General features: G+C 72.1%; 14 protein-coding genes. 6 read left to right on the top strand and 8 right to left on the bottom strand.

Going from position 1 to position 12,599, the window contains the following annotated elements:
- Positions 1 to 38 precede the first annotated feature (38 nt).
- From GSY65_RS07510 to GSY65_RS07520, 3 genes are all read right to left on the bottom strand, one after another.
- A complete protein-coding gene (locus GSY65_RS07510; RefSeq protein WP_159766570.1) occupies positions 39 to 263 on the bottom strand; it encodes a hypothetical protein in 225 nt (74 codons plus the stop codon).
- A 239-nt stretch (positions 264 to 502) separates the two neighbouring features.
- Entirely contained in the window at positions 503 to 619 is a 117-nt protein-coding gene (locus GSY65_RS34295) for an SGM_5486 family transporter-associated protein (protein WP_099968646.1), read from the bottom strand.
- Positions 620 to 937: 318 nt separating this feature from the next.
- Positions 938 to 2,434 (bottom strand): MFS transporter, encoded by a 1,497-nt coding sequence (locus GSY65_RS07520; protein ID WP_159766571.1) that lies wholly within the window; start codon positions 2,432 to 2,434, stop codon positions 938 to 940.
- Between the two features lie 91 nt (positions 2,435 to 2,525).
- On the opposite strand from GSY65_RS07520, the gene GSY65_RS07525 reads away from it, so the two are divergent.
- A complete protein-coding gene (locus tag GSY65_RS07525) occupies positions 2,526 to 3,221 on the top strand; it encodes a FadR/GntR family transcriptional regulator (protein WP_159766572.1) in 696 nt (231 codons plus the stop codon).
- Here the strand turns inward: GSY65_RS07525 and GSY65_RS07530 are convergent.
- The 3 genes from GSY65_RS07530 to fabG form a co-directional block, all read right to left on the bottom strand.
- On the bottom strand, positions 3,196 to 3,579 hold the full coding sequence (locus tag GSY65_RS07530) for a hypothetical protein (RefSeq protein WP_159766573.1): 384 nt from the start codon (positions 3,577 to 3,579) through the stop codon (positions 3,196 to 3,198). The two genes, GSY65_RS07525 and GSY65_RS07530, sit on opposite strands and share 26 nt — an antisense overlap.
- A 158-nt stretch (positions 3,580 to 3,737) precedes the next feature.
- On the bottom strand, positions 3,738 to 4,505 hold the full coding sequence (gene fabI, locus GSY65_RS07535) for an enoyl-ACP reductase FabI (RefSeq protein WP_159766574.1): 768 nt from the start codon (positions 4,503 to 4,505) through the stop codon (positions 3,738 to 3,740).
- Positions 4,506 to 4,510: 5 nt separating this feature from the next.
- A complete protein-coding gene (gene fabG, locus GSY65_RS07540; protein ID WP_159766575.1) occupies positions 4,511 to 5,230 on the bottom strand; it encodes a 3-oxoacyl-[acyl-carrier-protein] reductase in 720 nt (239 codons plus the stop codon).
- 240 nt (positions 5,231 to 5,470) lie between these two features.
- Here fabG and GSY65_RS07545 point away from each other — a divergent pair, with 240 nt between their 5' ends.
- The 3 genes from GSY65_RS07545 (at position 5,471) to tyrS (ending at position 9,739) form a co-directional block, all read left to right on the top strand.
- A complete protein-coding gene (locus tag GSY65_RS07545; protein ID WP_159766576.1) occupies positions 5,471 to 6,994 on the top strand; it encodes a TldD/PmbA family protein in 1,524 nt (507 codons plus the stop codon).
- Complete coding sequence (locus tag GSY65_RS07550; protein WP_159766577.1) at positions 6,991 to 8,394, top strand: TldD/PmbA family protein; 1,404 nt, start codon at positions 6,991 to 6,993, stop codon at positions 8,392 to 8,394. The genes GSY65_RS07545 and GSY65_RS07550 overlap by 4 nt, the downstream gene beginning before the upstream one ends.
- Positions 8,395 to 8,470: 76 nt before the next feature.
- Positions 8,471 to 9,739, top strand: a complete 1,269-nt coding sequence (gene tyrS, locus GSY65_RS07555; RefSeq protein ID WP_159766578.1) for a tyrosine--tRNA ligase — start codon at positions 8,471 to 8,473, stop codon at positions 9,737 to 9,739.
- Between the two features lie 132 nt (positions 9,740 to 9,871).
- On the opposite strand, the gene GSY65_RS07560 is transcribed toward tyrS, so the two are convergent.
- On the bottom strand, positions 9,872 to 10,150 hold the full coding sequence (locus tag GSY65_RS07560) for a GlsB/YeaQ/YmgE family stress response membrane protein (protein ID WP_159766579.1): 279 nt from the start codon (positions 10,148 to 10,150) through the stop codon (positions 9,872 to 9,874).
- A 257-nt stretch (positions 10,151 to 10,407) separates the two neighbouring features.
- On the opposite strand from GSY65_RS07560, the gene GSY65_RS07565 reads away from it, so the two are divergent.
- Both GSY65_RS07565 and GSY65_RS07570 read left to right on the top strand, forming a co-directional pair.
- Positions 10,408 to 10,806, top strand: a complete 399-nt coding sequence (locus tag GSY65_RS07565; RefSeq protein WP_159766580.1) for a DUF3099 domain-containing protein — start codon at positions 10,408 to 10,410, stop codon at positions 10,804 to 10,806.
- Between the two features lie 208 nt (positions 10,807 to 11,014).
- Entirely contained in the window at positions 11,015 to 11,254 is a 240-nt protein-coding gene (locus GSY65_RS07570; RefSeq protein ID WP_159766581.1) for a hypothetical protein, read from the top strand.
- Between the two features lie 136 nt (positions 11,255 to 11,390).
- Here the strand turns inward: GSY65_RS07570 and moaA are convergent, their stop codons facing one another.
- Positions 11,391 to 12,380, bottom strand: a complete 990-nt coding sequence (gene moaA, locus GSY65_RS07575) for a GTP 3',8-cyclase MoaA (protein ID WP_236580191.1) — start codon at positions 12,378 to 12,380, stop codon at positions 11,391 to 11,393.
- Positions 12,381 to 12,599 lie beyond the last annotated feature (219 nt).

Consider the following 12,599-nt stretch of genomic DNA (forward strand, 5'->3'; position numbering starts at 1 on the left):
GCGGGCTGTGTCGGTGCCGCCGGGGGCCCGGCAGACCGTCACGGGACCAGGGCCGTCAGGAGCCGCTGGATGCGCTCGACGACATGGGCGAGCAGGGGGTCACCGCTCGCCGCGTGGGCGTCCGCGGGGTTGAGGATCAGCAGCAGGAGCGTGACGAAGCCGAGGGCGGGCAGGGCGAGGGCCCACCAGGGGAGGCGGATGTCCACGCCGCCCGTGGGTACCGGGGCCACCGGGTGGGGTCGCGTGTGCGTACGGGCCGACATGCCGCCTCCGAGGTCTTCGCGTCGTCGGTGGCCGCTCCTCCGTAGGGTCCTCGCGAGTCCCCCGCGGCCACACCTCGAAGCTACGGAATCCGGGCGGCACGGCCCATCCGGTGATCCACCCACTTCACCCTGAGTCTCACCCCCTAGGGGATGGGGGGTTAACCCCACCATGGAGGTGGGGCGCGGAGCCGTTCACGGGTGCGTGCACCGCGGCACGCGCCGGGGCGTGCGCCCCGGGGTCACGGGGAGGCGATCGCCGCGATGATGCCGATGACGATGAAGATGGCGAGGAACGAGCCGAAGACCACGAGCATCTTCTTCTGGCCGTTCTGGGGGTTCGGGTCGAGCACGGGCATGCGCCCAGTCTCGCACCCCGCCCCGCCGCGCTGCCCACGGGGTCGCCCCGGACACCCGCCGGACGCCCTCGGCGTCCGCAGTCCCGGGCCCAGCCCCGAGCCCCGTGCCCTGTGCGCCGTGCGCCGCGCGCCGCGCGCCGCGCCTCACGGCCCATGCCCACGTTCCGTGCCCCATGCACCATGCCCCACGGCCTGTGCCCCACGGCCGTGGGCGGAAGCCGGCGGCCGTGGGCCGCGACCGTGGGCCGTGGGCCGTGGGCCGCGACCGTGGGCCGCGGGCGGCAGTCGGCGGTCGACAGCCGTGCGTGGGGCACCGCCTCAGCGGGCCGTCACGGCGGTCTCGTCCTCGATCATGCGGTCGCGGCCGGCCAGGGCGCCCACCGCGATCTGCGGGACCATCAGGGCCGCCATGAGGGCCAGGGGCAGGCCCCAGCCGCCGCTGTGCTGGTAGAGGACGCCGACGAGGAGCGGGCCGGGGATGGAGATCAGGTAGCCCGTGCTCTGCGCGAACGCGGACAGCTTGGCGACGCCCTCTCCGGTCCGGGCCCGCATGCCGACCAGGGTGAGCGCGAGCGGGAAGGAGCAGTTGGAGACACCGAGCAGCAGCGCCCACACCCAGGCGCCGCCGGCCGGGGCGAGGTACAGACCGGCGTACGAGAGGAGTCCGCAGAGGCCGAGGGCGACCGCGATGGGCCCCTGGTGGGGCAGCCGGGTGGCGAGCCGGGGGATGACGAGGGCCAGCGGCACGCCCATCACCATCGTCACGGCGAGCAGGACACCGGCCGTGTCCGCGGGGACCCCGGCGTCCCGGAAGATCTGCGGCATCCAGCCCATCGTGATGTAGGCGGCGGTGGCCTGGAGCCCGAAGAACACGGCGAGCGCCCAGGCGGTACGGCTCCGGGTGATGCGCGGCGCGGCGACGTCGTCCGGCACGGCCCCGGCCCCCCGGGGTGCGTCCCGGCGCGCGGACCCTGACCTGGTCGTCCCGTCCTTGCGCACGGACCCCGAACCGGCCACCGCCTCTCTGCGCACGGCCCCCGAGGTGACGGCCGGGTCCCTGCGCACGGCCCCCGAGGTGACGGCCGGGTCCCTGCGCACGGCCCCCGAGGTGACGGCCGGGGCCACGGCGGCGCCTTCGGCGGCACGCCCCGTGCCCCGCCCGCTCCCGTTCCGTACGAACGGCAGCCACGGCAGGACCGCGACCGCCGCGAGGGTCGCCCAGGCGGTGAGGCCGGTCTGCCAGCTGCCGCCGAGGGCCTCGGTCAGGGGGACGGTGACGGCCGCGGCGGCGGAGGTGCCGAGGGCCAGGGCCATGGAGTACAGGCCGGTCATGGAGCCCACCCGGTCGGGGAACCAGCTCTTGACGATGACCGGCATCAGGACGTTGCTGACGGCGATGCCCATGAGGGCGAGGGCGCTCGCGGCCACGAATCCGGCGGTGGTGCCGGTGTAGGGCCGGACGACCAGTCCGGTGGCGATCGCGGCCATGCCGGCGCACACCACGGCGGCCGGACCGAAGCGGCGGGCCAGCCGTGGGGCGAGGCTCCCGAACACGGCGAAGCAGAGGGGCGGTACGGAGGTGAGGAGTCCGGCGACGCTGCCGCTCATGCCGAGACCGTCGCGGACCTCTTCGAGGAGGGCACCGAGGCTGGTGATGGCGGGCCGGAGGTTGAGGGCGGTCAGGGCGATGCCCAGGACCATCAGCCGGGTCGTCCACGCGCGCGTGCCCGGTCGCATGCGTCCGCCGGGGGGCTCGATCCGGTCGGGGACGGGGGTGGACACGGACGCAGTCCTCAGGGTTTCCTCGCTCGCCATGCCTTACATCATAGAATCATAGGATGATTGGTTGTCGAGTCTCCCGACGGGGCGGCCCCGCACTCCTCCCCCGGCCGTGCGAAGGTGTGCCATGCCCCTGAGTCATCCCCGCCGTTCGGCGCTGTCGGAGCAGGTCATCGCGGCGCTGCGGAACCAGATCACGTCGGGCGAGTGGCCGGTCGGCTCCCGCATCCCGACCGAGCCCGAGCTGGTCGAGCAGCTGGGCGTCGCCCGGAACACGGTCCGCGAGGCCGTTCGGGCCCTCGCGCACAACGGTCTGCTGGACATCCGCCAGGGCTCCGGCACCTTCGTCGTCGCGACCAGCGAGCTGGCGGGGGTCATGCACCGCCGCTTCGCGGACGCCGACCCCCGGCACATCGCCGAGCTGCGTTCCGCGCTGGAGTCGAGCGCCGCGAAGCTGGCCGCCGAGCGGCGCACCGAGAAGGACCTGAAGCAGCTGGACGCGCTCCTCGCCCGGCGTGAGGAGGCATGGGCGTCCGGCGACGCGGAGAGCTTCGTGTCGGCCGACGCGACCTTCCACCTGGCGGTGGTGGCCGCCTCCCACAACGACGTCGTCACGGCCGTCTACGCGGATCTGGGCGAGGTCCTGCGGGACTGGCTGCGCGACGACGTCGGCGCGGAGCTGACGCCGGAGACCTACATGGACCACACCCGGCTCGTGGACGCGATCCGCGCGGGCGACGCGCAGTCCGCGGCGGCGGAGGCGGCCGGCTATCCGTTCCACTGCCGCCCCGGCGAGGTCAGTCGTCCGGCCGCTGGTGGCTGAACCACACGGCGCGGACCTCCTTCCAGCAGCGCCCGGTGAACCGCACCGTCTGCGCGGGACCAGTCTCGACGGGGGCGCCGTCGCTGTCGATGTCCCACCAGCGCGCGCACTCGATGTGCAGGCGGACGCGGTCGGGGTCCGGGTAGGGGTTGAAGCAGTACCCGACCACCCGGGAGCCGACGATCGTGTGGTTGCAGGACGCCCCGAAGGGTTCGGGACGGTCGGCCGTCACACGCGTGTGCCCTGGTCCGGCCGGGTTCCGGGTCTCCCCGCGCGTGTGCGGGACGGCTTCGTACGGAAGGAACAGTACGAGAGCCAGGGCGACAGCCACGGGGGCGAAGCTGCGGGACAGACGCACAAGGGAGACCTCCTCGGCCGAGCGGCTGGGCGGTGTACGTCCAGCGTGCGCGGCATCCGGCCGGGGCGGCCCGTCGGATGGGCCGAACGGGGGACGTGCGAAGGGCCCGTGTCCGGGTGGACACGGGCCCTCGGCCGGCTGTCAGGCCGAGCGTGGCGTCACGCGCCGATCGCGTGCAGCCCGCCGTCGACGTGGATGATCTCGCCGGTGGTCTTCGGGAACCAGTCGCTGAGCAGGGCGACGACACCGCGGCCGGCCGGCTCGGGGTCCTTGAGGTCCCACTCCAGGGGCGAACGGTGGTCCCACACGGAGGCCAGCTCGCCGAAGCCCGGGATGGACTTGGCGGCCATGGAGCCGATGGGGCCGGCGGAGATGAGGTTGCAGCGGATGTTCTGCTTGCCCAGGTCACGGGCCATGTAGCGGCTGGTGGCCTCCAGGGCGGCCTTGGCCGGACCCATCCAGTCGTACTGCGGCCAGGCGTACTGCGCGTCGAAGGTGAGGCCGACGACCGAGCCGCCGTTCTGCATCAGCGGCAGGCAGGCCATGGTCAGCGACTTCAGGGAGTACGCCGAGACGTGCATGGCGGTTGCGACGGACTCGAACGGCGTGTTGAGGAAGTTGCCGCCGAGCGCGTCCTGCGGGGCGAAGCCGATGGAGTGGACGACGCCGTCGAGGCCGCCGAGCTCCTCACCGACGACGTCGGCCAGGCGCCCGAGGTGCTCCTCGTTGGTGACGTCGAGCTCGATGACCTTGGTGGGCTTCGGGAGCTTCTTGGCGATGCGCTCGGTCAGCGTGGGCCGGGGGAAGGCGGTGAGAATGATCTCCGCGCCCTGCTCCTGGGCCAGCTTGGCGGTGTGGAAGGCGATGGAGGACTCCATCAGCACACCGGTGATCAGGACGCGCTTGCCCTCGAGGATTCCGCTCATGGTGATCAGTGACCCATTCCCAGTCCGCCGTCAACGGGGATGACGGCTCCAGTGATGTACGAGGCGTCGTCCGAGGCGAGGAACCGCACCGTCGCGGCGATCTCCTCGGGCTGCGCGTACCGGCCGAGCGGCACCTGCGAGACGATGCCCGCGCGCTGCTCGTCGGTGAGGACCTTGGTCATGTCGGTGTCGACGAAACCGGGCGCGACGACGTTGAAGGTGATGTCGCGGGAGCCCAGCTCACGGGCGAGGGAGCGCGCGAAACCGACCAGGGCGGCCTTGGAGGCGGCGTAGTTGGCCTGGCCGGGCGAGCCGTACAGGCCCACGACCGACGAGATCAGCACGACGCGACCCTTCTTGGCCCGCAGCATGCCACGGTTGGCGCGCTTGACGACACGGAAGGTGCCGGTGAGGTTGGTGTCGATGACCGAGGTGAAGTCCTCCTCGGACATCCGCATCAGGAGCTGGTCCTTGGTGACGCCGGCGTTGGCGACGAGGACCTGGACGGGACCGTGCTGGGTCTCGATCTCCTTGTAGGCCTGCTCCACCTGCTCGGAGTCGGTGATGTCGCACCTGACCGCGAGGCAGCCCAGCTCCGTGAGGGCGGCCGGCGGCTCACCCGAGCGGTACGTGTAGGCGACCTTGTCGCCGTTCTCGGCGAACGCGCGGGCGATGGCGAGGCCGATGCCCCGGTTGCCTCCGGTGACGAGAACCGAGCGGCTCAACGGATCACCCTTTCCATAGCGGTCTGCACACCTGCCCGAATGCCTGGACGGCAGGCGCCTTCCTCGAAAACCTATCGGTCGGGCCCGTCGCGCGGGCATTCGGGCAGCGACAGTGGCATGGGGGACTCACTGTGGGGTCCCTACAGAAAGCCAGGGGGGCCGACGCGCAAAGATGTGGTCCGGATGGCGGCGGGCGCGACATGATCGGACCCGACAGGCCACGACAGCAGGGAGACCTCGGTGCCTCATTCCATCGACGAAGCCTTCACGGCACTGCCCCTACGGGCCCTGGCCGACGCCGCGCTAGCCCGCGCCCGTGCCCTCGGCGCCGAGCACGCGGACTTCCGGTTCGAGCGGGTGCGCAGCGCGTCCTGGCGGCTGCGGGACGCCAAGCCCGCCGGGTCGTCGGACACGACCGACCTCGGGTACGCGGTGCGTGTGGTGCACGGCGGGACCTGGGGGTTCGCCTCCGGGGTGGATCTGACGATGGACGCCGCCGCGAAGGTCGCCTCGCAGGCGGTGGCGATGGCCAAGCTGTCGGCGCAGGTGATCAAGGCCGCGGGGTCGGACGAGAGGGTCGAGCTGGCGGACGAGCCCGTGCACGCGGAGAAGACCTGGATCTCCTCGTACGGGATCGATCCGTTCACCGTCCCCGACGAGGAGAAGACCGCGCTGCTCACGGACTGGAGCGCGCGGCTGCTGGCGGCCCCCGGGGTGAACCACGTCGACGCCTCGCTGCTCACCGTGCACGAGAACAAGTTCTACGCGGACACCGCGGGGACCGTGACCACGCAGCAGCGGGTCCGGCTGCACCCGTCGCTGACCGCCGTGTCCGTCGACGAGTCCAGCGGTGAGTTCGACTCGATGCGGACCCTGGCGCCGCCGGTCGGCCGGGGCTGGGAGTATCTGACGGGCACCGGCTGGGACTGGGACGACGAGCTGGCGCGGATGCCCGAGCTGCTCGCCGAGAAGATGCGGGCGCCCAGCGTCGAGGCGGGCCTGTACGACCTCGTCGTCGACCCGTCGAACCTGTGGCTGACCATCCACGAGTCCATCGGCCACGCCACCGAACTGGACCGCGCGCTCGGCTACGAGGCCGCCTACGCCGGCACGTCGTTCGCCACCTTCGACAAGCTCGGCAAGCTCCGGTACGGCTCGGAGCTGATGAACGTCACCGGCGACCGCACCGCCGAACACGGCCTCGCGACCGTCGGGTACGACGACGAGGGGGTGGAGTGCCAGAGCTGGGACCTCGTCAAGGACGGCACCCTCGTCGGCTACCAGCTCGACCGACGTATCGCCAGGCTCACCGGCCTCGGCCGCTCGAACGGGTGCGCGTACGCCGATTCCCCGGCGCACGTCCCCGTGCAGCGCATGGCCAACGTGTCGCTCCAGCCGGACCCTGCGGGGCTGTCCACGGAGGACCTGATCGGCGGTGTCGACCGCGGCATCTACGTCGTCGGGGACCGCTCGTGGTCCATCGACATGCAGCGCTACAACTTCCAGTTCACCGGGCAGCGGTTCTTCAGGATCGAGAACGGGCGGATCACCGGGCAGCTGCGGGACGTCGCGTACCAGGCGACGACGACCGACTTCTGGGGTTCCCTGGCGGCCGTGGGCGGGCCGCAGACCTACGTCCTCGGCGGTGCGTTCAACTGCGGCAAGGCCCAGCCGGGTCAGGTCGCCGCGGTCTCGCACGGCTGCCCCTCCGCCCTGTTCAAGGGCGTCAACATTCTGAACACCACGCAGGAGGCCGGTCGATGAGCGCGCCCGTCAACAAGGCACACAAGCCCCACGAGATCGTCGAGCGGGCCCTCGAACTGTCCCGCGCCGACGGCTGCGTGGTGATCGCCGACGAGTACTCGACGGCCAACCTGCGCTGGGCGGGCAACGCGCTGACCACGAACGGGGTCACGCGCGGGCGGTCGGTGACCATCGTCGCCACGGTCGACGGCAAGGAGGGCACCGCCTCCGGTGTCGTGTCCCGCTCGGCCGTCACCGCCGGGGAACTGGAGCCGCTGGTCCGGGCCGCCGAGGAGGCGGCACGCGGGGCCGGTCCCGCCGAGGACGCCCAGCCGCTGGTCACGGGGGTGCAGCCGTCCCCCGACTTCACGGAGCCGCCCGCCGAGACCTCCTCCGCCGTGTTCGCCGACTTCGCCCCGGCGCTCGGCGAGTCCTTCGCACGCGCGCGTGCGGGCGGCCGCGAGCTGTACGGCTTCGCCAACCACGAGCTGGTCACCAGCTATCTGGGCACGTCGACGGGGCTGCGCCTGCGGCACGACCAGCCGAACGGCACGCTGGAACTCAACGCCAAGTCCCCGGACCGTACGCGCTCGGCGTGGGCGGGCCGCTCCACCCGGGACTTCAAGGACGTCGACCCGGCGGCCCTGGACGCGGAGCTGGCCGTACGGCTCGGGTGGGCCGAGCGGCGGATCGAGCTGCCCGCCGGGCGGTACGAGACGCTGCTGCCGCCGACGGCCGTGGCCGACCTGCTGATCTACCAGATGTGGTCGGCCTCCGCGCGGGACGCCGCCGAGGGCCGGACCGTGTTCAGCAAGCCCGGTGGCGGCACCCGCATCGGCGAGCGGCTCACCGACCTGCCGCTGACGCTGCGCAGCGACCCCCACGAGCCGGGGCTGGAGTCGGCGCCCTTCGTGCTCGCGCACTCCTCCGGCGGCGACAGCTCGGTGTTCGACAACGGGCTGCCGCTGACGGCGACCGACTGGATCCGCGAGGGCGAGATCGCGCACCTGCCCACCACCCGGCACAGCGCGGGCCTGACCGGTCTGCCGGTGGTCCCCGCCATCGGCAACCTCATCCTCGACGGCGGCGAGGACCGCTCGCTGGAGGAGATGGTCGCGGACACCGAGCGCGGGCTGCTGCTGACCTGCCTGTGGTACATCCGCGAGGTCGACCCGGCGACGCTGCTGCTGACCGGGCTGACCCGCGACGGCGTCTACCTCGTGGAGAACGGCGAGGTGACGGGCGAGGTCAACAACTTCCGGTTCAACGAGTCCCCGGTGGACCTGCTGGGGCGGGCCACCGAGGCGGGACGCACGGAGAAGACCCTGCCGAGGGAGTGGAGCGACTACTTCACCAGGGCGGCCACCCCCGCGCTGCGGGTGCCCGATTTCAACATGAGCTCTGTCAGCCAGGGCGTATAACCTCGTAGGCGTTCGTGGTCGGCCACCGCTCGGCTGCCGACCACCATCCGAAGATCATCGAGGAGACACGAGAACCGTGACGGACATCGTCGACGAGCTGAAGTGGCGGGGGCTGTTCTCCCTGTCCACCGACGAGGACGCTTTGCGCAAGGCTCTCGCGGACGGTCCCGTCACGTTCTATTGCGGTTTCGACCCGACCGCGCCGTCCCTCCACGTCGGGCACCTGGTACAGGTGCTCACGGTGCGCCGGCTCCAGCAGGCCGGCCACCGGCCGCTGGCGCTGGTGGGCGGTGCGACGGGTCTGATCGGCGACCCCCGCCCCACGGCGGAGCGCACGCTGAACGACCCGGAGACGGTCGCCGGCTGGGTCGGGAAGCTGCGCTCCCAGATCGAGCCGTTCCTGTCCTTCGAGGGCCAGAACGCGGCCGTCATGGTCAACAACCTCGACTGGACCGAGGGCCTGTCCGCGATCGAGTTCCTGCGGGACATCGGCAAGCACTTCCGCGTCAACAAGATGCTGACGAAGGACTCCGTGGCCCGCCGCCTGGAGTCCGACCAGGGCATCAGCTACACCGAGTTCAGCTACCAGATCCTCCAGGGCATGGACTTCCTCCAGCTCTACCGGAGGTACGGCTGCACGCTCCAGCAGGGCGGCAGCGACCAGTGGGGCAACCTCACGGCCGGCCTGGACCTGATCCACCGGCTGGAGCCGGGCGCCGAGGTCCACGCGCTGGCGACCCCGCTGATGACGAAGGCGGACGGCACCAAGTTCGGCAAGACCGAGGGCGGCGCCGTCTGGCTCGACCCGGAGATGACGACGCCGTACGCGTTCTACCAGTTCTGGCTGAACGTGGACGACCGGGACATCACCCGCTACATGCGCATCCTGTCCTTCAAGTCCCGTGCGGAGCTGGAGGAGTTGGAGAAGCAGACCGAGGAGCGGCCGCAGGCCCGTGCCGCGCAGCGCGCGCTGGCCGAGGAGCTGACGACGCTGGTGCACGGCGCCGACCAGACGGCCGCGGTGATCGCCGCGTCGAAGGCGCTGTTCGGCCAGGGTGAGCTGGCGGAGCTGGACGAGCGGACGCTGGCCGCGGCCCTGTCCGAGGTGCCGCACGCCGCGGTGGCTCAGCTGGCGCCGGTCGTGGACCTGTTCGCCGAGGTCGGGCTGGTGCCCAGCAAGTCCGCGGGGCGGCGCACGGTGAAGGAGGGCGGGGCGTACGTGAACAACGTGAAGGTCACCGCCGAGGACGCCGTACCGGCGGCGGAGGACCTGATCCACGGGCGGTGGCTGGTGCTGCGGCGCGGCAAGAAGAACCTGGCCGCCGTCGAGGTGACCGGGGCCTAGGGCAGGGGCCGGGGGCGTGGGGGCGCGGCGACCGCGGGGTCGCCCGGCCCGCACGCCCCTTGGTGTGCCACCGGGCGGCTCTCGGCCCGGTCGCGGCGGGCTTCGCTCCGCCTCGTCGCCGCGCGGCGACGCTCAGGCCCGGTGCTTTCGCTTGCCCACCGTCGACACGTAGAGGCTGTCGCCCAGGTACACGACGGCCACCGCGGCGATCACCTGGAAGATGTGCCGGCTCCAGTCGATGCCCGCGGTCTCCTCGACGCCGAAACCCCGCGCGATGGCGTTGCCGAGGACGGCGCCCAGCATGCCGAAGATCGTCGTCAGCCAGAGCGGGCTGTGCTGCTTGCCAGGAATGATCGCCTTGGCCAGCAGACCGAGCACCAGGCCCACGATGATCGCCCACAACCAGCCCATGGCTGCCTCCTCGTACGGCTCGACGTGACGGCTCGACGTGAGCTGTAGGGCCAGTGTCGGCCCACCTCCTCCACGCCGCATGTCGGGCGGTGCCCTGCGCGGGGCGGCGCGTTTCGTCCCGTCCCGGTGGGAGGTGACCCGGTCTCCCAGGCGGCGCAGGCGCGGCGTAACGTGGGCAGGGACCGGCCCGCCGTTCACCGAGCGGGACCGGCAGGGGTACGGGCCGGGAGTCCGAGACAGGCGGGTGGTGGAGCGCGATGCGGAAGCGGAGCAATGTCGAGGTCTTCCGGATCACCGGCGCCCGCCAGGGGCTCGCCGACGACGTCCGGGGCAGACAGCGGCGCTATGTCATCTCGATGTCGGTCCGTACGCTCGCGGTGATCGCCGCGGCGGTCCTGTGGAACGTCGAACGGCACGTCGCGGTCGTCGCCCTGGTGCTGGGAATGGTTCTGCCGTACATCGCCGTGGTGATCGCCAACGCGGGCCGGGAGAACGCGCCCTCGCTGCCGTCGACGTTCGTCGCCCCGCCGGTGCGGCCGATGATCACGCCGCCGCCTGCCGGAGGGTCCGCGGATTCCTCCCCGAAGGACAACCCGGCGGACGACCCGGCGGACGCCGCGGGCCGTCACCGCAGTGAGCCGCGCGAGCGGGCCTGAGTACCGGCGGACCGCTCGAAGCGGAATCCCTCCGGCCACCAACCTCAAGAAAAGCTCAGATCAATCGTGTAGTTCCTGTGCCGGGCAGAGGGTTACCCGTGACATACTTCGTACGCGCTCCGCATCCCCCGTCGGAGCGACAGACCGACGCCGGGCAGCTCCCCCCGTGGCTGCTCGGCGTCGCCTTTTGTGCGGCTAGGGTCGACGCGTGAACATTCTCGACGTCCCCGGTTCCGATCCCGCCTCCCCCGTCTGCTCCGCCAAGGGCTGCCGTGCCGACGCGGTGTGGGTGCTCGCCTGGAACAACCCCAAGCTGCACACGCCGGAGCGGCGCAAGACCTGGCTCGCGTGCGAGGAGCACCGGGAGCACCTGTCCCAGTTCCTCGGGGTGCGCGGGTTCCTCAAGGACGTCGTCGCACTGGAGGAGTGGGAGGACCGCGCCTCGTAGACCGCTGCGGCGCGGCCTCACGGGCCGGGCCCGCTGCCGCGCGGCCTCACGCGCCGCTGCCGCGCAGCCTCGCGCGCAGTTGGGGCGCCGCCGCGCGGACCGCTGCCGCGCCGTGCGGCGGCCGTCGTGCGGCGGCTCATCCTCCGATCGCGGACATCGGCCGGTCGGGCTGGACGAACGACGGGTCGTCGAGGCCGGCGCCCGCCTTCTTGCCCCACATGGCGAGCCGCCAGAGACGGGCGATCTCCTCGTCGGGGGCGCCCGAGCGCAGGGCCGCTCTGAGGTCGGTCTCCTCACGGGCGAACAGACAGGTGCGGACCTGGCCGTCGGCGGTGAGGCGGGTGCGGTCGCAGGCGGAGCAGAAGGGGCGGGTGACGGAGGCGATGACGCCCACCCGGTGCGGGCCGCCGTCGACGAGCCACCGCTCCGCGGGCGCCGAGCCGCGCTCGTCCTGGCCCTCGGGGCTGAGGTCGAAGCGGGTGCGCAGGGAGGTGAGGATGTCGCCGGCGGTGACCATGCCGTCGCGCTTCCAGCCGTGCTGGGCGTCCAGCGGCATCTGCTCGATGAAGCGCAGCTCGTAGTCGTGCTCGACGGCCCAGGCGAGGAGGTCGGGGGCCTCGTCGTCGTTGAGGCCGGGCATCAGGACCGAGTTGACCTTGACGGGGGTCAGACCGGCCTCGCGGGCCGCTTCGAGGCCCTCCAGGACGTCGTGGTGGCGGTCGCGCCGGGTGAGGGTCTTGAAGACGTCGGGGCGCAGGGTGTCCAGGGAGACGTTCACCCGGTTCAGACCCGCCGCCTTCAGGGCCGTCGCCGTGCGCTTCAGGCCGATGCCGTTGGTGGTGAGGGACATCTGGGGGCGGGGCTCCAGCGCCGCCACGCGCTCCACGATGCCGACCAGGCCGGGGCGCAGCAGCGGCTCACCGCCGGTGAAGCGGACCTCGGTGATGCCGAGGGTGGTGACGGCCATGCCGATGAGGCGGACGATCTCGTCGTCGGTGAGCAGGTCGGGCTTGGCCAGCCACTGCAGACCCTCCTCGGGCATGCAGTAGGTGCAGCGCAGGTTGCAGCGGTCGGTGAGCGAGACCCTGAGGTCGGTGGCCACTCGGCCGTAGGTGTCGATGAGCACGTGGGCCCCCTCCCGCGCCGGATCACTGTTGCCTGACATCTGTGAGCCTACGTGACACCGGTGACGCCCTCACAGGCCCGATCGCACGAGACGCGGCGAGGGGCCGCCGTAGTTCCCTACGACGACCCCTTCGCGACGCGGACGCGGCACTCACACGCGCGCGTGGTGACTGCCTGCGGGCCAGGACGGGTTTCGAAAGTCCCGTCTGCCCGGCGGCGT

Source organism: Streptomyces sp. HM190, from assembly GCF_009857135.1.
Classification (GTDB): domain Bacteria; phylum Actinomycetota; class Actinomycetes; order Streptomycetales; family Streptomycetaceae; genus Streptomyces; species Streptomyces heilongjiangensis.